At 46.1% G+C, this 26143-nt stretch carries 22 protein-coding genes; 11 read left to right on the forward strand and 11 right to left on the reverse strand.

Annotated elements, in window-relative coordinates; all coding sequences use genetic code 11:
• Positions 1-32 precede the first annotated feature (32 nt).
• From FJQ87_RS12930 to FJQ87_RS12945, 4 genes are all read left to right on the forward strand, one after another.
• Entirely contained in the window at positions 33-590 is a 558-nt protein-coding gene (locus tag FJQ87_RS12930) for an arylesterase (RefSeq protein WP_240778924.1), read from the forward strand.
• A gap of 78 nt (positions 591-668) precedes the next feature.
• Complete coding sequence (locus FJQ87_RS12935) at positions 669-1751, forward strand: DUF481 domain-containing protein (protein ID WP_140932985.1); 1083 nt, start codon at positions 669-671, stop codon at positions 1749-1751.
• Positions 1752-1993: 242 nt separating this feature from the next.
• Positions 1994-3043: a DUF3083 family protein gene (locus FJQ87_RS12940; RefSeq protein WP_140932986.1), complete on the forward strand. Its 1050-nt coding sequence runs from the start codon at positions 1994-1996 to the stop codon at positions 3041-3043.
• A gap of 243 nt (positions 3044-3286) precedes the next feature.
• Positions 3287-5926, forward strand: coding sequence for a parallel beta-helix domain-containing protein (locus tag FJQ87_RS12945; RefSeq protein WP_140932987.1), 2640 nt, complete (start codon positions 3287-3289; stop codon positions 5924-5926).
• Positions 5927-6062: 136 nt separating this feature from the next.
• Here FJQ87_RS12945 and FJQ87_RS12950 read toward each other — a convergent pair whose 3' ends face one another.
• From FJQ87_RS12950 to FJQ87_RS12965, 4 genes are all read right to left on the reverse strand, one after another.
• Positions 6063-7064: a helix-turn-helix transcriptional regulator gene (locus FJQ87_RS12950; RefSeq protein WP_140932988.1), complete on the reverse strand. Its 1002-nt coding sequence runs from the start codon at positions 7062-7064 to the stop codon at positions 6063-6065.
• Positions 7065-7372: 308 nt separating this feature from the next.
• A complete protein-coding gene (locus tag FJQ87_RS12955) occupies positions 7373-8401 on the reverse strand; it encodes an IS110 family transposase (RefSeq protein WP_140932989.1) in 1029 nt (342 codons plus the stop codon).
• 114 nt (positions 8402-8515) lie between these two features.
• A complete protein-coding gene (sohB, locus tag FJQ87_RS12960; protein ID WP_140932990.1) occupies positions 8516-9535 on the reverse strand; it encodes a protease SohB in 1020 nt (339 codons plus the stop codon).
• A 155-nt stretch (positions 9536-9690) separates the two neighbouring features.
• Complete coding sequence (locus FJQ87_RS12965; RefSeq protein ID WP_140932991.1) at positions 9691-12171, reverse strand: VolA/Pla-1 family phospholipase; 2481 nt, start codon at positions 12169-12171, stop codon at positions 9691-9693.
• A 261-nt stretch (positions 12172-12432) separates the two neighbouring features.
• Between FJQ87_RS12965 and FJQ87_RS12970 the strand changes: the two genes are divergently transcribed.
• Positions 12433-13170, forward strand: coding sequence for a YciK family oxidoreductase (locus FJQ87_RS12970; RefSeq protein ID WP_140932992.1), 738 nt, complete (start codon positions 12433-12435; stop codon positions 13168-13170).
• 34 nt (positions 13171-13204) lie between these two features.
• Here the strand turns inward: FJQ87_RS12970 and FJQ87_RS12975 are convergent, their stop codons facing one another.
• The 7 genes from FJQ87_RS12975 to FJQ87_RS13005 form a co-directional block, all read right to left on the reverse strand.
• Positions 13205-13792 (reverse strand): pseudouridine synthase, encoded by a 588-nt coding sequence (locus tag FJQ87_RS12975; protein WP_140932993.1) that lies wholly within the window; start codon positions 13790-13792, stop codon positions 13205-13207.
• Positions 13793-13907: 115 nt separating this feature from the next.
• The gene (locus FJQ87_RS12980; protein WP_140932994.1) at positions 13908-14828 is read right to left on the reverse strand and encodes an exo-alpha-sialidase; all 921 of its coding nucleotides are present in this window, start codon (positions 14826-14828) and stop codon (positions 13908-13910) included.
• A 238-nt stretch (positions 14829-15066) separates the two neighbouring features.
• On the reverse strand, positions 15067-15939 hold the full coding sequence (rluB, locus tag FJQ87_RS12985; RefSeq protein WP_140932995.1) for a 23S rRNA pseudouridine(2605) synthase RluB: 873 nt from the start codon (positions 15937-15939) through the stop codon (positions 15067-15069).
• Positions 15940-15954: 15 nt separating this feature from the next.
• Positions 15955-16539 carry an SMC-Scp complex subunit ScpB gene (gene scpB, locus FJQ87_RS12990; protein WP_140932996.1) on the reverse strand — a complete coding sequence of 195 codons (585 nt, stop codon included), beginning with the start codon at positions 16537-16539 and terminating at the stop codon, positions 15955-15957.
• Between the two features lie 7 nt (positions 16540-16546).
• A complete protein-coding gene (locus FJQ87_RS12995; RefSeq protein ID WP_140932997.1) occupies positions 16547-17341 on the reverse strand; it encodes a ScpA family protein in 795 nt (264 codons plus the stop codon).
• Between the two features lie 72 nt (positions 17342-17413).
• Entirely contained in the window at positions 17414-18034 is a 621-nt protein-coding gene (locus tag FJQ87_RS13000) for an L-threonylcarbamoyladenylate synthase (protein ID WP_140932998.1), read from the reverse strand.
• Positions 18031-18900 (reverse strand): PHP domain-containing protein, encoded by an 870-nt coding sequence (locus FJQ87_RS13005; RefSeq protein WP_140934115.1) that lies wholly within the window; start codon positions 18898-18900, stop codon positions 18031-18033. Before FJQ87_RS13005 ends, FJQ87_RS13000 begins: the two co-directional genes overlap by 4 nt.
• A 375-nt stretch (positions 18901-19275) precedes the next feature.
• Here FJQ87_RS13005 and FJQ87_RS13010 point away from each other — a divergent pair, with 375 nt between their 5' ends.
• From FJQ87_RS13010 to trpA, 6 genes are read left to right on the forward strand one after another with little or no spacing between them, the layout of a single operon-like run.
• Positions 19276-20853, forward strand: a complete 1578-nt coding sequence (locus FJQ87_RS13010; RefSeq protein WP_140932999.1) for an anthranilate synthase component 1 — start codon at positions 19276-19278, stop codon at positions 20851-20853.
• Complete coding sequence (locus FJQ87_RS13015) at positions 20850-21446, forward strand: aminodeoxychorismate/anthranilate synthase component II (RefSeq protein ID WP_140933000.1); 597 nt, start codon at positions 20850-20852, stop codon at positions 21444-21446. The genes FJQ87_RS13010 and FJQ87_RS13015 overlap by 4 nt, the downstream gene beginning before the upstream one ends.
• Positions 21436-22509 (forward strand): anthranilate phosphoribosyltransferase, encoded by a 1074-nt coding sequence (trpD, locus tag FJQ87_RS13020; protein ID WP_140933001.1) that lies wholly within the window; start codon positions 21436-21438, stop codon positions 22507-22509. The genes FJQ87_RS13015 and trpD overlap by 11 nt, the downstream gene beginning before the upstream one ends.
• Positions 22506-23894: a bifunctional indole-3-glycerol-phosphate synthase TrpC/phosphoribosylanthranilate isomerase TrpF gene (gene trpCF, locus FJQ87_RS13025; protein ID WP_140933002.1), complete on the forward strand. Its 1389-nt coding sequence runs from the start codon at positions 22506-22508 to the stop codon at positions 23892-23894. Before trpD ends, trpCF begins: the two co-directional genes overlap by 4 nt.
• A 13-nt stretch (positions 23895-23907) precedes the next feature.
• Complete coding sequence (gene trpB, locus FJQ87_RS13030; protein ID WP_140933003.1) at positions 23908-25110, forward strand: tryptophan synthase subunit beta; 1203 nt, start codon at positions 23908-23910, stop codon at positions 25108-25110.
• Positions 25107-25907 carry a tryptophan synthase subunit alpha gene (trpA, locus tag FJQ87_RS13035; protein ID WP_140933004.1) on the forward strand — a complete coding sequence of 267 codons (801 nt, stop codon included), beginning with the start codon at positions 25107-25109 and terminating at the stop codon, positions 25905-25907. Before trpB ends, trpA begins: the two co-directional genes overlap by 4 nt.
• Positions 25908-26143: the final 236 nt, after the last annotated feature.

Here is a 26143-nt window from a genome sequence, read left to right on the forward strand (position 1 = left end):
AGTCACTGCTGTTATCTATCACTACGTTAGCTATCGCATCATCAAGCTATGGCGCCACGGTATTGATTTTAGGCGATAGCTTAAGCGCCGCTTATGGCATATCAGAAGAGCAAGGCTGGGTGCAATTACTCCAAGATCAACTCCCGCAGCATCAAATAATTAATGCCTCAGTGAGCGGCGAAATCACCAGTGGTGCCCTTAGACGTTTACCAGCCATATTGGCGGCCCAAGATGTCGATGTGATTGTCATCGAACTTGGGGGTAATGATGGCCTTCGCGGCTTTGCACCACAACAATTAAAAGAAAATCTTACACAATTAATTCAGCTATCACAAAAAGCCAACGCTAAGGTATTACTGACTGAAATCATGGTTCCTCCTAATTACGGCCCTAAGTATGCGGCGCAATTTAATGCCGTATACCATCAATTAGAAGGCAGTGAGCAAGTGACCTTAGTGCCATTTTTTATGACTGAAATCGCCCCGCATCCTCGGTTAATGCAAAGAGACAGCCTACATCCTAATAGCGAGGCACAGCCTCTTATCAGCGCGTGGATGCTGCCTTATATCTTAGATAGCATTGGTGATTGATTTTTTAGCATTTGACGATAGACTATTGCGTTTTTTGCGGCATGACATAGTCATGTCCGCTAGTTATCGGAGAATGCTATGCGCATTCAAGCTTTATCCCTTTGTATCATGGCAGGCAGTATGGCGATTGCCGCGCCTGTGTTGGCCACGACCGAGGAAGCTCGCACGGATCTACTTCAATTTCCGTCTAATACTAAGTATGACTGGGTTAAATTAACCTCGGATGAAATCCTAAGAGGTGACATCAAGAACCTCTATGATGACAAATTGCTCTTTGATAGTGATACTCTCGATGATTTGTCACTCGATTGGGAAGACATTTTATGGCTGCAAAGCGCAGGCACTGTTAGCGTTGGTTTTACTGACTTAACCACTCGCACAGGCAAACTCTCCATTCGTGATGGTAAGGCTTATATTGATGGGGTTGAGTTTAACCCTAACGACATCATGACCATTATTGCAGGTGAAGATACTGAGGCTAATTACTGGTCAACCAAGATCACCTTAGGTGCTAACTTGCGTTCAGGTAACACTGAGCAACTTGATTATTCTGCCATAGCGAAAACCACTCGCCGCAGCACAGAATCCAGATTCAAAGCCGATTATATTGGTAACTATAGCCGCAGCGAAGGCGACAGCACAGCCAATAATCATCGCCTAAACAGCACCTTTGACTGGTTTATTTCTAAGCGTTTTTATCTGCGCCCAGTGTTTGCCGAAGTATATAAAGACCCATTTTTAAACTTAAACTATCGAACAACTGTAGGTTCGGGTGTGGGTTATAACATCATAGATAACAGTAAGACTGAATGGAGCATCTCAGGTGGTCCAGCGTACTCTTACACCCGCTATGACCATGTAGAAGCCGACCAAGCGCGCGCAGAATCGTCAGCATCAGTAGTTCTCGACACTGTCTATGACACTGAAATCACCAAGGATATTGATTTCACTGCACAATACCGCATGCAGTATGGCAATCAAGAGTCAGGTGGCTATACTCACCATGCCGTCAGTACCTTATCCGTTGAACTGACTGACATCTTTGATTTAGATTTATCTTTCGTGTGGGATCATACCCAAAACCCTAGAGCCAATAGCAGTGGTGTGGTGCCAATGCAAAATGACTATCAAGTCATTATTGGTTTTGGTATCGACTTATAAGTCGCATTAAACAAAATAAGCTCACCTAGGCGTAAGGGATACTTGTTGGTGGGCTTATTTTTTATCTAGATACTTATTTTTATCGAGATAACAGGTCACGGTTAACGCATGCTTAATTCACGCCCGCAATGCGTGCAATTCCACCAACATCTTAGCTAAATAGTGTATTTATGAAGCAAATCAATATTTCCATCGTTAACTATTGTTAGGCTCTTGTGTAATGACAATTACAAGGAGTAAGTATGTCGTCTCGTCATTTACAAAAAGCTTATGTGCCCATTGATACCCGTACTGTGCAATACATTAGTGCCGAGTTTCTCTATTCAGACACGGTCAAGCAAGCTTTTGCCTCGCTAGAAGCCATGACAAACGTCATTTTATCACTCGCGGATGACAATGAGATTTTAAATTGCCATGTGATAGCCAATGATAAGTTGCCATTAGTCAGGCATAACAGTGAATCTTACTGCATTGAAAATGATCATCAGGTGTTTATTTTCTATAACCCTAATTGTCATGAAGCCAGAAAACTGATTCAAACGCCCAAGCAAATCCCGCGTAAAATTCGTATTGTGTGTTTAGCCACAGGCACAGATATTCGTTCTTCCTCAGCGCATTTTCATCGTCAAGTGCAGCGCCTCGTCAGCCAATTTAAGCAGTCCTGCGGTCTGACTATTGATATTAAAATTCGCGATCACCAGCATTTAGCCTATGACATGTTTGCTAGCCATAAAGGCAACAAGCAAAGCTTTGGTTATAAGTTTCGCGCCTTACCTATGCGCTATCAGGCGCGCGAATGTCAATTGCCAGAAGTGTCTAATAGCCGCAACTTTATTACGGTAAGCCTACCGCTCACGCGCCGCTTAATGACGAGCTTAGATAGAGAGCACGACTACGCCGCCTTATACCAAGCCTTAGAAGATAAGTTTGCCACCGCCTTAAGTCTTAGCCCTATCAAGCATGCCGCCATGATTGCCAATGGTCAATTAGGCTTAGTGCGTAACAGTAAATTTACTGACCAACAAAGTCAGCATGACGTGGTGATGTTAGGCTTTGATCCGCGCGCCAATCACTTGCAACTACAAAGCCATTGGCAAGCCGACAAACTGGTCGCCACGGCTGAATTTATCTTAGTTGCCAGAGCCGATGATCAGTTTGATAGTTGTTACGGCCGCTTCATCAATCAAGTGGAATTATTGCTGCAGCAATTTGCCAATGAGATTGGCCTCAATCAACATCAAGATGAGTTAATGATCCGCTTCCACCAGCATTTAAGCTATATAGTTCCATAAGAGTCTTCACAGGTGCAGTAAGTGGCTTTTACTGCGCCTTTCTAAGCTTTTACGTGGCGATCTTGCACCTCAGCACCTGCTGCCCTATTCAACCTCACTCTGGTTATCAATCTCCCACGTCTTAGTTCGCCTAGCTCCCCAAATTTAATTGTTAATTAAATGTGGCCAGATTTCACATTGAATATTAAATGCGTCAATGCAATCTTTTGCTAATACAAATAACAATGAAAAGCAGGAGATGCTATGTCCAACAAGATGCCTCAATGGTTATTGCCAAGTGTATTGTCAGTCGCCATCGCCCTATCACTCTCAAGTTGTAACAATGATGATAATCCTCCTCTGGTAGAAGTGACGCCACCCACAGTCGAACCCGAGACCCCCTTTCCAGCAGGCGCGATTATCATTGAAGCTGGTGACAACTTAACTTCGCGAATTCAAGCCGCATTAATCAATGCCCAAAGTGGTGATGTCATCGCCTTACCTAAAGGCGAGTTTATGATTGAATCCACCTTACTCTTTGATGGTGACGTGGATGGTGACGGTAGCTTTGCTAAAAACATTACCATCACAGGTTATGGCAAAGATAAAACCATACTCAACTTTGCCAATGCAAAGTCAGGCGATGGTATTTTGGTTGAAAACGCGCGCAACATTATCATTCAAGATCTCGCCGTCAACGAAGCTAAAAACAACGGCATCAAGCTTAAAAATACCAACGGTATTATTTTGCGCCGAGTTGCCACTATTTGGGACGGTGCGCTGGATAAAGACAACGGCGCTTATGGCTTGTACCCAGTCGAATGCGAAAACATTCTGATTGAAGACTCTTATGTGCGCGGCAGTGCCGATGCCGGTATTTATGTGGGTCAATCCCAATACATTGTAGTGCGCCGCAATATAGCCAAAGAGAACGTCGCGGGTATTGAGATTGAAAACTCGAAATATGCTGATGTTTATAACAACGAAGCCATGGGTAATACCGGCGGCGTGTTAATTTTTGACTTGCCCATAGGTAACCAAAGATACGGCTCAAGCGTGCGGGTATTTAATAACAAAATTTACGACAACAATACCCCCAATTTTGCCAATGCGTCAGCTAATCCCGCCGGTGTTCACATAGTGCCACCCGGCACTGGCTTAATTGTGCTTTCTACCGCGGATGTAGAAATCTTTGATAATACCATTACCGGTCATGACACCTTAGGGGTCACAGTTAGCAGCTTCTTTATCGCTGAGCCTGATATTCAAGCCTTTGTTGGCACTTATGGTCAACCCGGTCAAGCCATTAGCGATGGTTGGCGCCCAACCCCGCGCAACATTTATTTGCACGATAACCTCATCACAGATTACGGCACTAAGCCTAACGGCTATTTAATCAAGGATATTATTCAGGCCTATGTTCTGACCCATGGCAATATGCCCGGCATTCTTTACGATGGTTTAGGGGAATTACTGTCTAACAATGGCACGTCTGCCTACTTAGGTTTAAAAGAATTACCCTTTGCTAGCGATGGCAGTGACAATGTGTGCGCGCAAAATAATGGCGATGTTTCCATTGGTCAAATGTATTCCAACGACAATACCGATCTTAATATTGCCAACATTCTCTATGAGCGCAAAGCGACTAACTTACTTAATTGCGCGCAGGTGAGTTTGCCCGTTCATACCGTTACCTTTGGCGATAAAACCTTTGGTTGCGGCGTGGATGATGATACCAAAGGGTGTGATGGCGGTAATGTCGTTGGCGGTGGGGGTAGCATAGGTGAAGGTGAAGGCGGCTTAGTCGGCGATGGCGATTTATCTTTATGCACTAGCGCCGCAGGTCAAGTGAATTGGAATGCCTTACTTGGAGCCAATTGTCCAAAACTCTCTGATTACCAACTGTTTGCCGATAAATCCAACCCAACCATTAACCCACAATCAAGCGGCATGCCTTATTGGTTAAACACTGAGTTGTTTACTGATTACGCCAGTAAGTATCGCTTTGTGTTTGTGCCTAATGGACAAGCCGCTACCTACTCTCAAAATGAAAGTTTTGATTTCCCTGTAGGTACTGTGATTGCAAAAACCTTCGCATTACCGCAAAACACGGCTAATCGTGGTTTTTCCAATGAAGAGCTGATTGAAACGCGCTTATTAATCAAACGCGCCACAGGCTGGACGGCCCTACCCTTTGTGTGGAACGCCCAAAAATCTGATGCGATGTTAACAAAACCTGGGGCGATTCAGGCGAAAACTATCACCCATGAAGGGGCAAGTTTAAGCTTTGATTATGTGGTGCCATCCACCAATCAATGTAAGCAATGTCATCAATTTAAACCCAGCAGCGATGCTAACTCAGTGTTTATGCCCATAGGTCCAAAGGCGCGGCACTTAAACAATACTGTGGATTATGGCGCTGGTGCAGTAAACCAATTAACTCACTGGCAAAGTAGCGGTATTTTGAGTCAATTACCTGATTTAGCTCAAGTACCTAAGCAGCCAGTATTTAAGGATAGTGATGCGGCTACAGTTAGCGCATTATCTGATAGTGAATTGATGGCCACAGCTAAAGGCTATTTGGATATCAACTGTGCCCATTGCCACCGTCCTGAAGGTAACGCCTCGAATACAGGTCTTAAATTGGAATACTGGCGTCCCTATGACGGTGAAAATGCCTTTGCTCATGGCACTTGTAAGTCCCCGGTTGCTTATGGCGGCGGCGATTTAGGTTATGACATAGTGCCTGGCAGCCCAGATAAATCCATTATGCACTTTAGAATGGACTCGACTAATCCTGGTGACAGAATGCCAGAAATTGGTCGCAGCTTAAGTCATGATGAAGGTGTGGCCTTAATTCATGAATGGATTAAGCGCTTACCAGCAGCGGCTTGCTCTCAGTAAGTAGCCAAGCTAATAACCTCAGACCAAGTTAGCAAACGCTAGCTTGGTCTGAACTTTTAATAGAGGAGCTTAAACAACAACCTTTAGTCACTTGCTAGCATGCTCTAACCGTTAACGATTAACCAAGCCACGACTATTATTGGCGGAAATAGCCTGGCGGCAACCCTAGCCAATGCTTAAAGCTCTGCCTGAAATGACACACATCCGAGTATCCCATTTGTTCTGCAATCTCACTCACACTTAATTGCCCTTGAATGATCAACGCGAGCGCCGTTTGACTTCGCACTAAATCGAGCAACACCTGATAACTGCAATGGGCGTTAGCTAAGCGCCGCCTTAAGGTGCGCTCACTCATATTAAGCGCCGCGGCAACGGTCGCAAAGGCAGGCATGCAGGGACTTGCATCCCTAAGATAGTTAATCACTTGCTCGCTAATGGAATCGCGCGCAGCCCCGTCATCAACACTGAGCGCACTCACACCGGTACTCACAGGTAAAGCTAACCACGACTTAGCGATACGCCATTGGCAAATATCACTGTTAAACCGGATATCTGCTGCTAAATCTTCGCCAATAGTGATGTCGTTTGCGCTACATGATAATTCAATAACGCTGAACTGCACTGGCGCGAGCGTTAGCTGGCGCGCCACTGTCATTAATGCGGTTACGCTCAACACAAATAGATCGCAATAGACTTCTTTGGCTAAACCGCTGGTATTAAGCCAACGAATCGAGAGAAAATCGCCATTATCTTGCACCACAGAATCAGAAAAACTGCCCACTAACTGCGGGTTATTGATAATTAAAACCAAGCAGTCAGATAAATTTGCGCACCCACTTAAATGCGGTAACAGTAAATCTAAGTCTCTAGGTTGATATTCCTGACCAATTAAAGCGCCAGCTGAGCGTCCAAGCCACAGTCTGGCGTAATGCATAGCTAAGTGCACTTGCCAGACGTAAACCTTGGTTGAACTGAGTAATTGCGAACGACTTAAATTAAGCTCTTCAAACAACTCGGCGAGCTGACGCTTAGGCTCAGGCTCAGGCAAATACTTGTTTAAGGATGAAATAATCCTTCTGAGTTCATATGCAGGATAAGCCTGATCGCCGACCGTCGCTTGCGCCTTATAACCAAACATAAAAAATCCTTACCAAACCACATTAACACTAACTTAACAAAGGATGGTTTGAATACAAGAAGCTTTTGACACTCCATAAAAAATGTATGGTCCGCCTCGTTATTGCAAATGATATTTTCGATAACGAGGTTGGTTTGCGCTAATGTATTCGGAGTCTTCATTAGGTGCTACCACCCGCTCCACGATGAGTTCCGCGCTAGATTGTCCTCAAAAAGCCCAAAGCATACTGCGTTGCTGTTTTTTATGTCAGGTCTTCAATCTAGTGGTCTGACCGTTCTGCCATCTTTTTTATCATCTGCAAACTCGGCTTAAACTCTTACTTCAAATGCTTGCTTGGTCGATAACACTGACCACGCTATCCGCACTAACTTATTCGCCAAAGCGACAACCGCTACGTTAAATGGCTTTCTGGCTCTTAACTCCAAAATCCATTCACCAAAAACAGCGACTGCAACCTCTGGCCTTGATAAAATCGACCGTGCACCATGGATGAATAACGTCCTCAACGCTTTGTTGCCGCGCTTACTTATCCCCAAAAGCGTGGTTTTGCCGCCAGTTGAGTATTGATGTGGGACAAGCCCTATCCAGGCGGCTAACTGTCGTCCATTTTTAAAGTGACCCACATCGGAGATATCCGCTAAACACTGACTCGCTGTTAAATTTCCCACACCTGGGATAGATTTAAGCAGTTGAGCATCTTCATTTTGCTCGACAAGCTGTTTCAGCTTGTTATCTTGACCTGCAATACGCTCATTAAGCTGTAAATAGTATTCGTGATGCTCAATCAACTCCTGCATTAACATCTGAGGAATAGATTCTTTACTATAAGCAAGCCATTGAAATAGGCTCTTCATCTTGCTATGCCCTTTAGGGAAGCTCATACCAAATTCAAGCAAGATAGCTCCAATACGGGACATGCACGCGGTACGCTCTTTTACGTAACTAGAACGAATACGTTGGATCACTGAGATAACCTGAGCAGTTTCAGTTTTAACACCAACAAAGCGCATCGATGGGCGTGTTGATGCTTCCGCTATTGCATCAGCATCGATGTAATCATTTTTATTAGTTTTAACGTAAGGTTTAACGTAAGGTTTAACGTACTGCGGAGGAATGAGTTTAACTTCGTGCCCAAAAGACTGGCACTTTCGAGCGAGCCAATGTGAGCCACCACATGACTCCATGGCTATGATTGTTGCGGGTGTTTGAGCTAAAAACTCAATAAGTTTTGCGCGAGATAAATGCTTTCGAAATTGCTCTCGACCGCTATAGTCATGAGCAACAAGATGAAAAGAAGATTTGCCTAAATCGATCCCAATTACTTTAATAGTAGACATGATGGTTCGCCTCTTTGTTTGCCTAACCCTAAGCTTAGTTTAGGGGTGAGGCGGACCATCTAATTAAGCCTGCACAAGGCAGGCTTCAATCACACTCTCATGTTCACATTATGATTAATGAGTTGACTGATTTTTCTCGGCCAACTTATTAAAAATGGCACTTACAGATAACGAAGCCCCATGGGCAATCTTATCGGCCAGCTTTTTCTTGATTTGATATCTAACCTTGATAACTGTTTTGTTGCGCGCTAGGCCTAACAACACATCATCACTAGTACTGATTTTATCCACCAGCCCTAATGCTAACGCCTGCTGGCCGTACCAATGCTCACCGGTTGCCACGACACTCAAATCCAATTGCGGGCGATAATTGCTCACGAAGGTTTTAAATAATTCATGAGTGGCTTCCAATTCTTCTTGGAACTTAGCGCGACCTTCATCAGTATTCTCACCAAATACAGTTAAAGTACGTTTGAAATTACCGGCAGTGTGCTGCTCATAATCAATGTCGTGCTTCTTTAATAACTTATTAAAATTAGGTATTTGCGCTATAACGCCAATCGAGCCCACAATGGCAAAAGGAGCGGCAATCACAGTATTGGCCACACATGCCATCATATAACCACCACTAGCCGCGACTTTATCGACGCAGATAGTTAATGGGATATTGGCTTGACGAATTCTATCAAGCTGGCTTGCCGCTAAACCGTAACCATGCACCATGCCGCCGCCACTTTCAACGTTGACAATCACTTCATCTGCGCTAGTCGCTATGGTTAAAATCGCGCTAATTTCTTCGCGCAAAGAAGCCACTTCATTAGCATCAATGCTGCCTTTAAAGTCAATCACATAGACGCGAGAAACTGGCTCTTCATCCACTTGTTTATCTTTGGCTTTTTGCTCATCTTTTAATTGTTTTTCATAGGCTTTTAATTGCTTCTTATTGAGCAGTTGCTCCTGCAGGTGATGCGTTAACTCCTGCAATTCTTCGCTGATATTGGTTAAGCGTAATTCACCAGCCTGAGGCCTTTGTCTTACGGCGCTGGCTAACACTAAAATAACTATGGCGCCAATGGCAACGACAACTGTGACAGCCTTGGCCAAAAATAGGCCATATTCATAAATAAATTCCAACACTTACTCCAAGCTTATGGACGCCAAATACCCTTGGCAAATTCAATGACGCTTATTCTAACAGCCGTAATCATTGCCGCCAATGATTGCCGCCCCAAAAACAAAACCCAGCCATTTGGCTGGGTTTATATAGCTACACTCGATTAAGTCAGCAATTAATCACATGACTTTAATAACACTGAATTTCGAACTATTGTAGTGGCAGTGCCCACAGCCGCAGATTTCGCAAAACTGGCCACTTGCGATTGCATTTCAACGGTTGCTGCCAGCGCCGAGCCATCGGTCACCCCAGCGATTTCTCTCGGACTAACGATTGAACTGTGATGACCTTTTAAGAAGCGCGCGACGCCACTTCCCACACGAGTCGAGTCAATACACTCAAGGCCTAACGCGCTAATTAACGGCTCAGTTCCAGAAAGCGGGAAACCTTCAACCTTGTTAGGTAACACTTGATCTGGCAAGTTAACGCCATCACCCGCCACTTCAATTAACTGCACAGGTAACTTAGTCGCCATTAAACTAGCCGCTTGGTTAATCGGATCAGCGCTATCAACCGCTGTTTGCACCGCAAAGGCGAAGGTTGGGATAAAGTTGGCATACACTTGTTTTACTAACGCATTGTACTCATCCGAACCAGGCGCGAAACCTGAGGTATTTGCTGCAGTCACTAAGGCTTTAAAGGTTTCACTGGCTGTGATGTTATTAAACAGCACTGGGCCAAAAGTCGCAGAGCCTGCAAATGAACCGGCTAAACCGCCACTTGGCGCTACTAATGAGGCAGATTTTAAAGCGTACGCGTTAGGTAATGCCTGACCGGTAGCCGGGTTAACTAAACCGGTACTGGCGTAATTAGCAAAGGTGGTACCAACTATACCGCCCAAACTTAAACCTTGAGCACTAATACCTGACACATCAAATATTTGTGGCTGGTTGGCATTAGCTAAGGCACCTGCCAAACCAGTTAAGGCTAAACGCACACCTAAGTGATCGGATACCGCTTGGCGGAAGTTATCTCGCACACTTAAGGTACTGGCGATATTCACAAATACCAGCGGATTACCTTTAGCAAATGCATTAGGTTTACCAATCACAGCACCAAAAGATGGATCTGTGGCTGATACTTCATAGCTACCGCCAGTGCCAACATCTTTATCAGCATCAAATGAGCGCGACCCATGCAGTGGCATATCAATCGCCACTAATGCAACGCCATTGGCAGCATAAGTACCGGCATAGGCTAAGGCCATTTCTTTACCACCGCCGAGACCATGCATGGCCATAGTCGTCGGCCAGCCTTTAGTTGGCGGCACAAAAGGTATGCCTTGCGCTGCATAAAACGCTGCCAATTTTGCCGCATTTGGCAGGGTTATGAGCACAGGGATGTCTTCATAACCTTTGATTTTAACGATAGGGTTAAACTTAGTTAGATGCTTAGCAGCATCTGCAGGCTTACCGCTATCGAGCAACCAAGTTTTACCGGCAAGTAAGCTTGGGTTAGTTAACGCCGCTTGCGGGTCGACTCCTTGAGCTACTGCTTGGGCTGCAAAGTTTTCATTACTTAAGGTCTTAGCTTGCAGCGCTAATAATACAGCGACAGGGCTATCACCTTGTGCCTGCCAGCGACCATTGATAGTCGGCTTATTAGTGGCATCTAAGCACTTAACCGAAGAGCAATCGCCATACACAGGCAAAGTAATCACCGCAGAATAGACATCGGCTAAGTTAGCTGTCACATAGGCTAGGTCCTGTGATGGTGCTATGCCTAATGCGGTGGCTACTGTGTAACCTGCGGGTGTAGGCAGCACTTTAAACTTTGGCTTATAGGGGTCTTGGCTGGCCATTAATAATTTATTGGTTTCGTAAACATTGGCCACCGACTGAGTGGTAAATAAGCCAGCATAACTAATCTCTTCCGCATCAACGCCACCAGCTTCCGCGATTCCTTTTTCATAGCTATTAACTAGCCCTTGCAGCAACAGCTGCGATGGGGTTTCGAGCGGATTGGTATCAATATCAAGCTTTAGCAAAGCATATGTATTTGAAGCAGCGACAGATTGACCATTTGAGTCTTGTACTAAACTGGTCACAGCATACACATAAGACTGATTTGGTTTTAATGGTTTGAGCGGGACAATCGCAATAGTGTTGCCAGAGGCAGTACTTACGAAATCCACACCAAACACAAGCTCTTCACCGATTTTACAAGCTGACACTGACAGCGCATCTTTACATTCAGGATCTGATGATAATGCGCCGCCAACAGTCGCTTCGTACATCACGACTGCGCCAGGTTGCATCACAGACGTTGCATCTAAGGTGGTGGTAGTTCCAGCAGGCGGGATCACTTTAATGCTAATAGGTGACGTAGTGGACCAGCCGTCTAACGCCCCTAAAGCGATTTGTGGATCAACATAATTTCCCGTGGCTTCACCAGGAATGGTAAGAGTGCCGTCAGTGGTGCCACTAAACAATAAGTCATTAGGTATTGGTAAAACGGCATTAGCGGGATCAAATGCGATTTGAGATACTGGGATTAACGGCTTAGTCGTTTCGGTTAAATCATCATATGTATCGCCACCACATCCTGTGAGTCCCAGTGCAGATGCAATTGCAACACTCAAAAAGAGTCTTTTCATCTTTCATCCCCAAATCTTGTTGTAATAATTTTGTTTTCCTCAGGAAATTGGTCACAATAGTCGAGAACCATGACCAACAGGACAAAAAACGTCCTGAGCTACAAATAAAGCTAACGTAAAAGTAATGACTTAGCTACATTTTTGTCACACTTAACCATAGCTAAAATGGGATTTAATCATTCATTTGTTTTAAACGCATGATAGAGGCCAGCTAAATGGCCTGTGATGATAGGCTTTAGCGTTCTAGGGAAGTATCAATATATGTTGGAATATCAAGCTAAGAGTGACGCTTTACAGGGAAAAATTATTTTAGTGACAGGTGCAGGCGATGGCATAGGTAAAACCGCCGCCATCACTTTTGCGCGTCATGGCGCGCTCGTTGTTCTGCTCGGCAAGACCGTTAGCAAATTAGAAGCTGTGTATGATGAGATTGAAGCCTCTGGTGGCCCAAAACCTGCCATAGTGCCATTAGATATGAAGGGCGCCACCGAGCAAAACTATAAAGATATGGCCGAAACCATAGCTGAGCAGTTTGGTAAACTCGATGGTCTGTTACATAACGCCAGTTTGCTTGGGGTGCTCGGTCCGTTTGAGCATATGGACATGGGTGCATTTAACGACGTTATGCAGGTCAATGTCACCGCGCAAGCTATGATGACCAAGGCACTCCTACCTGTGATGAAGCTGGCAGAAAAACCTTCTATCGTATTCACCTCAAGCGGTGTCGGTCGCCAAGGCCGATCTTATTGGGGCGCATATGCCATTTCTAAGTTTGCAACCGAAGGCATGATGCAAGTATTAGCCCATGAATTTGATGGCACGCACCTTAGAGTAAATAGCATTAATCCAGGTGCAACCCGCACGAGCATGCGCGCCAATGCTTATCCGGCTGAGAACCCTGCAACCTTAAAAACCCCCGCAGATATTATGCCGACCTATTTGTACCTGATGACAGATGACAGCGCAGAGGTTAACGGTCAGGCCTTTAACGCGCAGTAAATTCGCCAAGTGATACTTAGGTTGTTTTTCTTAACTAATCAGCCCTTAGCTCACTTGCAATCTTGATGGCTTGCACTTCACCAACGTGCAAGCCATCAATAGAAATCGCACCAATACGCACCCGCACTAATCTTAAGGTTGGAAAACCAACCGCCGCCGTCATCTTGCGCACTTGCCGATTTTTACCTTCTCGCAAAATCAAGGCCACCCAACTCGTTGGCCCATGGCGCTCATCACGAATTTTATGACCTCTGGCAGGTAAATTTGGACATTCATCGAGTTTGCGGACCCGGCATGCTTTAGTCATATAGATTTCGCCTTTGACCTTAATAGTCACACCAGCCTCAAGCTCAGCAATAGCCTCTGCACTAATGTCGCCATCGACTTGGGCGAAATATTCTTTTTCAACATCAGCGCTGCGCACATTATGGCTAGTCATGCCATGAGTGGTGAGTAGTAACAATCCTTCGGAATCATGATCTAAGCGGCCAATGGTCATAATGCCAGCGGGAAAATCAAATAACTCACCTAGGCGTTTTTTATTTTTACGTGGTTCTTGGAGAAACTGACTTAAATAACCAAAGGGCTTATAGAGTTTGAAATCTTGATGACTAACTGACATAGGAAACTAATGACAATAATGCTGGGACGCGCAGTATACAGATTCAGTCGACAAGTTGCGATGCGCGCATCGACCTCTTAACCTTAGCCACTTGCGGTATATTGCAAACCACTGACTAACTTAGCGATATTTTCGCGAAATAAATACAACTATGACCTTCATGGGATGAGTAATAACTGAGGGATAAACAATCATTTTCCAGCACGACGCCGGCATAACTGGTGTCACCGCCAGAAGGCATAGTTAAGCATTCTGTCACCTGCCCTGTCACTTTATCTATCTCGATAAGAGAGGTACGAGTGTTATCGTTATACAGGCGCACTATGGCCAATAATTTATCATGCCAGCTAAATAAGGTAGGTCCCCCAACGCGGCAAGTGAGTTCCAGCCATTGCCAGTCAAGATACGGCGCTGGCGCGCAGCCAAGTAACGCTGATCCTCTATCATCATAGGCAGGGTCACGCCGCAGCAGTACATACAAATCATCTTCCACAAACAGCGGCGCCGCTTCATTGACATAACCTTGGTTATTTAAAGGGGCCATGGCGCAGGTAAAAGTATCGCCATCAAGACTTGTATATAAGCGTATGTCTCCTTCTGGACCACCGCGATAAGCGCCGCCAACTATGAGATTTTGCGCAGCATTAGCAGCGCATTTCCACAGCCAGTAATTATCACTCACGATTACGCGTGGTGCACTCACCCCTTGCGAGGTCACTGTCCAACTTAAGCTTTGCAAACGTTTGTCGGCATCGCACTGTGGGCGTCTATCAACAGCTGCGGCATTAAGGTAAAGCGTATTATTAAAAATCAGCCATTTACCATCACGAAGGTCACATTCAGGTTCGCTAACTTCTGCAAACTTGTGCCACTTATTACCATCACTCGACACCAGTATGACTAGCTCGGCAGTGTCCGACACATGGGCGATAGCACTGCGAAACACACAATAAAACTGGCCTTGATAGCGGCATAAGTCAGTAAAGGCACTATGGGGAGATTTATCCCAAATCTTTTTATGTTTGATGATCTTCATGCTCTGTCCTTGTGCATGTGATGAACCAATACTTATGGCAACTAGCGATGACGACCTACAGTCGTCATGAATATGATTATGGCTCATAACTGCTTGAACATATTCATGAATTATAGCACCATTGTTAGTAAGCAGAATACTCTGATTAATGGCTGATAAAAATAAGTAAATCTCAGCTAAAAAAATAGGCCGCTAATGCGACCTATTATTCTGAATGCGAGCGATTAGCTACACATTGTTAGCCACGCTGACGCGAAGGCTTTGGCTTACCGCCAACAACTTTATGCTTATGAACGGCACGGCGAATTTTAGCGCTGCGCACTTTAGCGCGGGCTACACTGTGCTTATCTGAACCCAGCATACTGCGGGTTTCAACGTCCATACCGCCTAGTTGACGCAAGTAATTCACTTGATCCAACGGCAGTTCCATCCAACCACCGCGAGGCAAGGTTTTAGGCAGTTCAATCATACCGTAACGAATACGGATAAGACGGCTTACTTGAACTTCTTGAGATTCCCATAAACGGCGAACTTCACGGTTACGACCTTCACGCAGACCAACATGCCACCACTGGTTCAGGCCTTCGCCACCCGCAGCTTTGACATGATCAAACTGTGCTGGACCATCTTCTAACATCACGCCATTGCGTAAACGCTGAACTGTGGCTTCGGTCACTTCACCAAAGGTACGCACGGCGTATTCACGCTCAACTTCATTCGATGGGTGCATTAAGCGGTTAGCCAGTTCACCATCACAAGTGAACAATAACAAACCTGAGGTGTTGATATCCAAACGACCAACAGCAACCCAACGACCATCACGGATCTTAGGTAAACGGTCAAATACGGTTGGACGACCTTCAGGATCTTTGCGCGAACAAATTTCACCTTCAGGCTTATGATAAGCCAACACTCGACAAATCAAATCGTCAGCCGATTTCATTGACACAGTACGGCCATCGATACGAATTTTAGCATCGGGTTCAACGCGATCGCCTAAACTGGCAATCTCGCCGTCTACGCTAACTCGACCTGCAGCAATCCATGCCTCCATCTCACGACGGGAGCCATGGCCTGCACGGGCCAAGACTTTCTGCAATTTTTCACTCATTAGTTTCGACTCTTCTTATGACTGTGGCGGATTAGTCTCAATCGTAGATCTATGACTAAATAATGCCGCCAACGACTCGGCATCCGTTAACGGAGGTAAATCCGCAAGGGAGTCCAAGCCAAAATAGGCTAAAAATTCAGGGGTGGTCGCATATAATGCCGGCCTACCGGGCACATCTTTATGCCCAATGCCCCTGATCCACAAACGATCAGATAAGGTTTTAATGATCTGGCTTGCAACCGCAACCCCTCTTATCTGTTCAATTTCGCCTCGGGTAACTGGTTGGCTGTAAGCAATCACAGCTAAGGTTTCCAAGGTGGCGCGAGAATACTTAGGTGCTTTTTCTTGAGTCATTAACTGTAGAAATGGCGCTAATTCTTCTCTGGTTTGGAAACGGTATCCGCCGGCAACTTTTACCAATTGCACGCCCCGTTCCTGATAATCTTGTTCTAATACCACTAATTGCTCGCTAATACGTTCGCGAGACACACTTAAATCACGCAATAATCCTTGGCGTAACTCTTTAATCGTTAACGCTCGTCCTTGTGCAAATAGTCCCGCTTCGAGCAATTGTTTTAATTGAATATCACTGATCGGCATAAATTAATTAACTAGCTCTGACATAGATTTCAGTCAATGGAGCTGCTTGCATTAACTCCACCAAAGATTCTTTTACTAGTTCCATCAAGGCCAAAAAGGTCACCACTACGCCCGCGCGCCCTTCATGGGGCTGAAACAAGCGCGTAAATGGCACGAACTCTTCACGAGTTAATTGTGCCAAAATTTGGCTCATACGTTCACGCGTCGATAAATGTTCGCGCTGCACGTGATGGCTCTCGGTCATTTGAATGCGTCGATAGATTGTTGAAAACGCTCTTATCAAGTCACTCAAACTCACGTCCGGTGGCACAATTTCTGCTTCGGCGGCGGTTAATGCCGCAGTGGCTTGAAAATAATCACGCTCAAGCCTTGGCAAGGCATCTAAATCATAAGACGCTTGCTTGATGGTTTCATAAGCTTTCAGTTGCTTTATTAAACGTGTCCGAGGATCTTCTTCCTCATTATTGTCATCTGTTGCTATCACCGGCAGCAACATTCGCGATTTAATTTCCGCTAAGGTCGCAGCCATCACTAAATAGTCAGCCGCCAACTCAACCCGAGAGTCGGTGAGCAGGGTAATATACTCAAGGTACTGACTAGTGATTTTGGCGATAGATACATCGACTACATCTAACTTATGCTTACGGATCAAGTATAAGAGCAGATCAAGTGGCCCCTCAAACGCTTCTAAAAATACCTCAAGCGCTTCAGGTGGAATAAACAAATCTGTCGGCCACTCTTGCACAGGTTCGCCGCGAATAATGGCCAAAGGTAAACTATGTTGTACCGTTAGCTCCGGCATGCGCTGCTCCATAATGGATCTCTTGCCATAATTTCAGCAAAACGCGGTATTATACCTGTATTTTTATGGCTATTAAAGGAATGCCGATAGATCGCCCGCGCCTTCGCGCAACACTTCCATTTCACCTTCAGACAAATCAATCACGCTGGTAGGTTTTTCACCTAAATAACCACCGTGTAAAATCGCATCAACCTGATGTTCTAAAATATCGCGGATATGTTCAGGATCAGATTCTGCAAACTCTTGGCCAGGCATCACTAACGAGGTCGACATCAAAGGCTCACCTAAAGCCTCTAATAAATCACGAGCAATAATATTGTCAGGAACGCGAATACCGATAGTCTTTTTCTTATCATTTTGTAAGCGCTTAGGTACTTCTTTAGTCGCTTTAAAAATGAAAGTGTAAGGTCCTGGAGTGCAGCTTTTTACTACCCGATACGCTTGATTTTCGACTTTGGCGTAGATAGAGATTTCAGACAAGTCGCGGCACATCAAAGAAAAATTATGGTCATGCTCGATATGACGAATACGCGAGATACGAGTCATGGCATCTTTATCACCCAATAAACAACCTAAGGCATAACCTGAGTCGGTTGGGTAAACAATCACGCCACCGCTGCGTAAAATGGCCACTGTTTGGCTAATTAAACGAGTTTGCGGGTTTTGTTCATGTACATAAAAAAATTGGCTCATGATCTGTCCTTCCATAAAGGCGATTGCCAAACCCAATTAAGGCCAGCAGGTAAAAATAAATTACGGCCAAGTTCAACCCAGCCACCGACAAAATGAAAATCACTTCCCACTGAGGTCAATAATTCATGTTTATGGCTCAAGGCCACAAGATTGGCTCTATCATCAAGATTTTGTTGGCCTAATACCACTTCCATGGCATCGCCACCCGCGTCTTTAAACTCTGTGACTAAGCGGCGCAGCCATTTACCCGATAATTGATAGGCACTGGGATGCGCGAGCACAGCCAAACCACCGGCTTGATGGATAATATCGATTGCACTCGCCATGTCGCCCCAGTTATTAGGCACATAACCGGTTTTACCTTTAGCGAGGTACTTCTTAAACACCCCTGCGTTATCGGTGGCATAGCCTTTTTCAATCAGAAAACGCGCAAAATGACCACGACTAATCACGGCGCCATCAGCAAATGCTTTGGCGGCGTCATACGCGCCCTCAATGCCAACTTTGGCTAAGCGCACACCAATTTCTTGGGCTCGTTGATCCCTAAGCACAGCTTGGTTATCTAAAAAGTCTTGCAACTGCGGATTGTGGATATCGATATTTAATGCCACAACATGAATATCATAACTGTACCAGCGAGTAGAAATTTCAGCGCCATTGATGAGCGTTAATGGTTGTTCCAACGCTTGATTCGCGGCGTGAGCCGGGATCATCGCAGCGACAGAATCATGATCGGTAATCGCCAACATATGCACGCCCTTTTCTGCCGCACGTTGCACAAGTTGCGCAGGCGTTAAGCGGCCGTCAGAGGCGGTAGTATGGCTATGGAGGTCGACCACTCGGGTCACAGCAGTATTTTCATTCATTGGAGTATTGTAATGGATGCGGGCAAAAAACACCTTAAATAAATGGGTTATGAGCATAAGCTCACGTCGATACCCGTGCATGATTATGATGACATTTTATCATCATTGCATTTTTTCCATTGACATTGAGTCACAAAACTAGTTTTCTATAGACAACTAAATGACAGGAATATCACTTTATTATGACTTTTACAGCACAAACTAATACCGTTTTTGGTTGGTGGCTTTACTCACATTCGCGGGTAGAGTTGGCTGTGCACATCTAAATAAAGTGTCGCTCCAATAAAGAACCCGCCCACTGCGGGTTTTTTTATCAGCAAATTTCCCGCAAAGACACCTTGGCTAGTTTAGATAAGCAATTACGGGAAAGAAAAAATGACAACGACAACCCCCTTTATCCAATGCAAGCGTGCGGCCATTTGCTATCAAGCCGACCCTTTGTGCCTTTATCAGGCGCTAAATGCTCATAGTCGCCACAACCTGTTACTGGAATCTGCTGAAGTCACCACTAAAGCGAATCTTAAAAGCTTATTGTTGTGTGACAGTGCCCTTGAAATTCGCTGTCAGGGCTATCAACTCGAATTCACGGCGCTAAGTGACAATGGCCAGCAGTTACTGCCACTGATTGCTGAGTTTTTTACGCGGCCTGCTCAAATGGCCAAGTTACCATCCTCAGCAAGCTCAAGTAATAAGTTAATAGTGACCTTATCGCCGCCAGTAACGCCTATGGATGAAGATGCGAGATTAGTCGCCAGTTCCCCCCTTGATGGCCTGCGTTTTTTCATTGCCGAACTTAAACACTACTGCCTTGATGCCCAAAGCAAAGCGGCGCTGTTTCTTGGTGGCGTGCTGGCTTATGATTTAATCGCTACCACTGAAGTGCTGCCAAACGTGCCCACGGGCGCTAATCATTGCCCAGATTATTTGTTTTATTTAGCCGAGCAATTAATTGTTATTGACCATCAAACCCAAAGCGCCGAATTGCAAAGCTTTGGGTTTAGTAACACGCCGAGCATTGCTGCTAGCATCAAAGATAGGCAGCAAGCCCTATGCGCCATAGCTAATGATTATCACCCCGCCCTCTTTGGCCAAGCGCAAACTGCGGATGTGTCAGTCAATGTCAGCGATGAGCAATTTTGTCAGCAGGTCGATGCCCTTAAAGAGCACATAGTCGCTGGCGATATATTTCAAGTGGTGCCATCGCGCAGCTTTACTTTGCCATGCGCCAATCCCATCGGCGCTTATCGGGCACTGCGTACGACCAATCCAAGTCCGTATATGTTTTTTTTCCAAGCACCCGATTTTTGTCTGTTTGGCGCCTCACCTGAAAGCGCATTGAAATACCAAGCATCATCAAACACGGTTGAGGTCTACCCAATCGCTGGCACTCGTCCACGCGGTAAAGACGATAACGGTCAAATCGATGCCGACTTAGATAGCCGCATTGAGCTTGAATTACGTTTAGATAAAAAAGAGCTAGCTGAGCATTTAATGCTGGTTGATTTAGCACGTAATGATATTGCCCGAATTAGCCAAGCTGGCACGCGAAAAGTAGCTGAATTACTCAAAGTCGATCGCTACTCCCACGTCATGCATCTGGTGAGTCGCGTGACAGGCCAATTACAACATCAACTTGATGCCTTACATGCTTATCAAGCCTGTATGAATATGGGCACCTTAGTTGGCGCCCCTAAAATTCGCGCGGCGCAATTAATTCGTGAAGTCGAACAAGGCCGCCGCGGCAGTTATGGTGGTGCGGTAGGTTATCTAAACGGTCAAGGCGATATGGACACTTGCATTGTCATTCGCTCAGCCTTTGTTAGCCAAGGACTTGCCCATATTCAAGCGGGCGCTGGGGTAGTATTTGATTCAGACCCTCAGGCAGAAACCACGGAAACCCGTCAAAAAGCCCAAGCTGTGATTAATGCGGTACAACAAGGAGGTGGCTTATGAAAATTACCTTACTCGATAACTTCGACTCATTTACCTACAACTTAGTGGATCAGTTTCGCAGCCTAGGTCATCAAGTTGATATCTATCGCAATGATGTTGATATCAATTATTTATGTCAAAAGCTTGCCGCTACCGATGAACAACAAGTATTAGTGTTATCGCCAGGCCCAGGCGCGCCGCATCAAGCAGGTTGTATGGCAGCCTTGATTGCTCGTCAAGTAGGTAACATGCCCATCATCGGCATTTGCTTAGGCCACCAAGCCCTGATTGAGCATTATGGCGGTAAGGTTGAGCGTGCGCCGCAAGTGGTTCATGGCAAGGCAAGCTTAGCGACTCACAATGGCCAAGGGATATTTGCCAACCTCCCTAACCCTTTACCGATTGCTCGCTATCACTCGTTAGTGGCAACTGTGGTGCCGCCATGCCTTGACGTTATCGCAAGCGCCGATGATTTACCTATGGCCATTTATCATAGGAAAGATCAAGTGTTAGGTTTTCAATTCCATCCTGAATCGATTTTAACCACTAAGGGCGGCTTATTATTGACCCAAGCGTTAGCGTACGTGAGTAAGGAGAGTCATCATGGCCATTAATGTTCAGCCGTTACTGGATACTTTATTTGTGCAGCAATCATTAAGCCGCGTGCAGAGTCAGGCATTATTTGGCGCCATTGTTGCGGGTGAATTAAATGACAGCCAAATCGCGGCGGCGCTGATCGCCTTAAAACTTAAAGGCGAGAGCTTAGATGAGATCAGTGGCGCGGCGGATGCCTTATTATTAGCCGCGACACCATTTCCACGCCAAGCTGAGACAATGACTGTCAGCCAGCCATCTTGCCAGCCTGGTTTACTGGATATTGTGGGAACCGGTGGTGATGGCTTTAATACCATTAATATTTCTACCACAGCAGCCTTAGTCGCCGCGACCGCGGGCGCCAAAGTTGCCAAACATGGCAATCGCAGTGTCTCGAGTCAATCGGGCTCGTCTGATCTATTGGCAAGCTTAGGGCTTAATCTTACTATGCCGCCTGCGATAGCGGCGCAGTGCTTAGTCGATGTGGGGGTATGTTTTATTTTCGCGCCTCAGTATCACGCCGGGGTACGCCACGCAGTGCCAGTGCGCCAGGCCTTAAAAACTCGGACTATTTTCAATATCTTAGGGCCATTAATTAATCCAGCGCGCCCAGATTTTATGCTGCTTGGCGTGTATTGCCCAAGTTTGCTGCAACCTATTGCCCAATGCTTACAAACCTTAGGGGTTAAGCGCGCTATGGTAGTGCATGGTTCTGGCTTAGATGAAGTTGCCATTCATGGCCCTACCGATGTCATTGAAGTGACGCCAAATAGCTTAATCAGTTATCAGTTAACCCCTGAAATATTAGGCATAAACACGGCGCCACTCAGCGCATTAACGGGCGGCAGCCCAATGGAAAACGCCAACATTACCCGCACTATATTGCAAGGTCACGGCCAACGCGCCCATCAAGATGCCGTGGCAGTCAATGCTGGCTGCGCCTTATATGTCGCGGGTATTGCCCCAAGTCCCAAAGATGGCACGGCCATGGCGCTCGCTATTTTACAGACATCAAGAGCGTGGGAGCGCTTGGAGCAACTCATTGAAACATCAAACGCCGCCATTAACGAGGTGCAGGCATGAGTAATATTTTAGAAAAGATAGTCGCCACTAAGCATCAGCATATTGCTCAGCTGCAACTAGCGTACCCAGAAGCCACGCTTGCGCCTAAGCGCTCAACTCGCAGCCTTTATCAAGCATTAAGAACCAAGCCTGCGAGCTTTATTCTGGAATGCAAAAAAGCGAGCCCATCAAAGGGCTTAATTCGTGCCGACTTTGATATCAAAGCCATAGCCTCTGTTTATGGTCGCTATGCCGCGGCCTTATCCGTCCTCACCGACGAGCAATGGTTTCAAGGCAATATGGCGTATATTCCTGAGGTCAAAGCCTTAGTTAGCCAGCCCATTTTGTGCAAAGATTTTTTTATCTCGCCATACCAAGTAACACTTGCCGCCCATCAAGGCGCCGATGCCATTTTATTAATGCTATCGATTCTTGATGATGAGCATTATCAAGCATTAGCGAGCCTTGCCGCACAATTTAACTTAGATGTATTAACTGAAGTCAGTAATAGCCAAGAGTTAACGAGAGCCATTGCCTTAAAAGCTAACATCATAGGCATTAATAATCGTGACCTGCGCGATTTAACCACTGACTTAGCGACGACTGAGCAATTGGCACCGCAAATCCCAGCGGACACTGTCGTCATTAGTGAGTCAGGCATTTATTGTCATCAAGACGTGCGCCGCTTAGCACCTTTAGTGCAAGGCTTTTTAGTTGGTAGCTCGTTAATGGCGCAAGCCAATCTTGATCAAGCCTGCCGCGCCTTGATTTTTGGTGAGAATAAGATTTGCGGTCTTACCCGTAGCCAAGACTTAGCGGCAGCGGCTAGCGCTGGCTGTCTATACGCAGGCCTGATATTCGCGCCAAGTTCACCGCGCGCGTTAACCTTAGATGCAGCAATAGCCTTAGCGGAGTTTAACCAGCAATTAGCTCAGCCGCTTAAATTAGTCGGCGTGTTTGTTAATGCGGACATTGAGCAAATGGTGACTTATGCCAAGACACTTAAACTCACGGCCATTCAACTGCATGGCGATGAATCTGAGCTTGTCATCACCCATCTTAAAGAGCAGCTAGCAGCGCAGCAACTTGACTGTGAGTTGTGGCAAGCCTTAGGAGTTGCTACCGATATAGAGCACTTTTCACCAAGCCCACAAGTAGCGCGCTTAGTGTATGACAGCCGAGTAGCGCAGCAATTTGGTGGCACAGGCACGCCTTTTGATTGGCAGCGATTATTACCTGCCAAAAGCCGCGCCATGTTGGCTGGCGGCCTTGATGCTGATAACGCACTTAACGCGGCAGAAGCGGGATTCCTTGGCTTAGATTTCAATTCAGGGTTAGAGAGCCGCCCCGGCATTAAAGATCCCAACAAAATTCAGGCAGCCTTTAGTCAGCTGCGACAGTATTAATAGCGAGGTTACTATGAAGCAATTTACCCTAAACCCTTATTTTGGTGAGTTCGGTGGCAGTTTTGTGCCGCAAATTTTAATGCCTGCTCTGCATCAATTAGAGCAAGCCTATTTAAGCGCCATTGACGATCCGGCCTTTAATGCCGAATTGATGGATTTACTGCACAACTATGCCGGCAGACCAACAGCCTTAACCCTAACCCGTAACTTAAGCCCTAACCCATTATGTAAAATTTACTTAAAGCGCGAAGACTTATTGCACGGCGGCGCCCATAAAACTAACCAAGTATTAGCGCAAGCATTGCTGGCTAAACGCATGGGTAAAAAAGAAATCATTGCCGAAACCGGCGCGGGTCAACATGGGGTAGCCACAGCGTTAGCCTGCGCACTGCTTGGGCTTAATTGCCGCATTTATATGGGTGCAAAAGATGTGGAACGCCAATCGCCCAATGTGTTCAGAATGCGTTTGATGGGAGCCACAGTTATTCCTGTGACCTCAGGTTCTGCCACCTTAAAAGATGCCTGCAATGAAGCTATGCGCGACTGGTCTGGCAGCTATGAAAAGGCGCATTACCTCTTAGGTACGGCTGCTGGCCCGCATCCATTTCCAACCATAGTGCGGGAATTTCAGCGCGTGATTGGCGCCGAAACTAAACGCCAAATTTTAGAAAAAGAAGGCCGTTTGCCTGATGCCGTGATTGCCTGTGTTGGCGGCGGCTCCAATGCCATCGGCATGTTTGCCGATTTTATTGACGAACCGCAAGTGCAACTAATCGGTATTGAACCTGCCGGTAAAGGCATAGACACCCATATGCACGGCGCGCCGCTGCGCCACGGTAAAACCGGCATATTTTTCGGTATGAAAGCGCCCTTGATGCAAGATGAGGAAGGCCAGATTGAAGAGTCGTACTCGATTTCAGCCGGCTTAGACTTCCCATCGGTCGGACCACAGCACGCCCACCTTGCCGCCATTGGCCGCGCGCAATATGAATCGGCCACCGATGATGAAGCCATCGCTGCGTTCCAGCAATTAGCGCGTTGTGAAGGTATTATTCCAGCGCTGGAGTCTGCCCATGCCTTAGCCTATGCCATTAAACTAGCCGCTAATGCCACCACTGAGACCTTATTGGTCGTGAACTTATCAGGCCGCGGCGATAAAGACATATTTACTGTGTCAGACCTATTAAACCCATCTGCACCAGGAGAGACATTATGAGCCGCTACCCAGCCCTGTTTAGCCGCCTTGAACACGAGCAACGTGGCGCCTTAGTGCCTTTTGTGACCTTGGGCGATCCAGGTAAAGAGTTATCCCTTGAAATTATTGAATGTTTAATTAGCAATGGCGCCGACGCTCTGGAATTAGGATTACCCTTTTCAGATCCACTCGCCGATGGCCCGGTGATCCAAGGCGCTAACCTGCGCGCGCGCGCGGCAAACGTTAAAATGAGTGATTGCTTTGAGATGATAAGCATTATTCGCGCGCGCCACCCAAGCTTGCCCATTGGCCTGTTAATTTATGCCAACCTAGCTTATGCCAATGGCTTAGATAGTTTTTATCAACAAGCCCATAGTGCTGGGGTGGATTCAATCTTAATTGCCGATGTGCCTATGCAAGAAGCCGAGCCTTTTGTCGCGGCTGCCAAGCGTCATCAACTTGACCCTATCTTTATTGCGCCGCCCAATAGCACAGATGCCGATATTGAAGCGTTAGCCTCAATGGCTAGCGGCTATACCTATTTATTATCAAGAGCTGGAGTGACTGGCGCCGATGTTGCTGCCAATATGCCCATCACAGCCATAGTCGATAAGCTCAAGCACTTTAATGCGCCGCCACCATTATTAGGGTTTGGCATTAGCCAAGCTGAGCAAGTGCAAGCCGCCATTAAGGCGGGCGCTGCTGGCGTCATTTCAGGCTCAGCTGTGGTGAGCATAATTGCTAAGCATCAACATCAGCCAGAGATATTATTGCAAGAGATGGCGGCATTTATTCAATCGCTAAAGGCGGCGACCTAACTAGGATAACCGGCCTAATTAACAATGATGTGAGTAAAGATCAGCCCCTAGCGCGGGTTCACGACGAGTAGTCCACTAGCGCCAGTTCATATCATCATTAGCAAAGAGTAACATCTAGCAGTGTTACTCTTTGGCTAACACTTAATGCGCTAATTTCCTCCCACCAATCGTTAAACTTTGAATCTTACTGTGATTATGCCAGATTGGTCTAAGACTCAAGCCATGCTACACTCGGC

Source organism: Shewanella sp. SNU WT4 (assembly GCF_006494715.1).
In the GTDB taxonomy this organism is placed as follows: domain Bacteria; phylum Pseudomonadota; class Gammaproteobacteria; order Enterobacterales; family Shewanellaceae; genus Shewanella.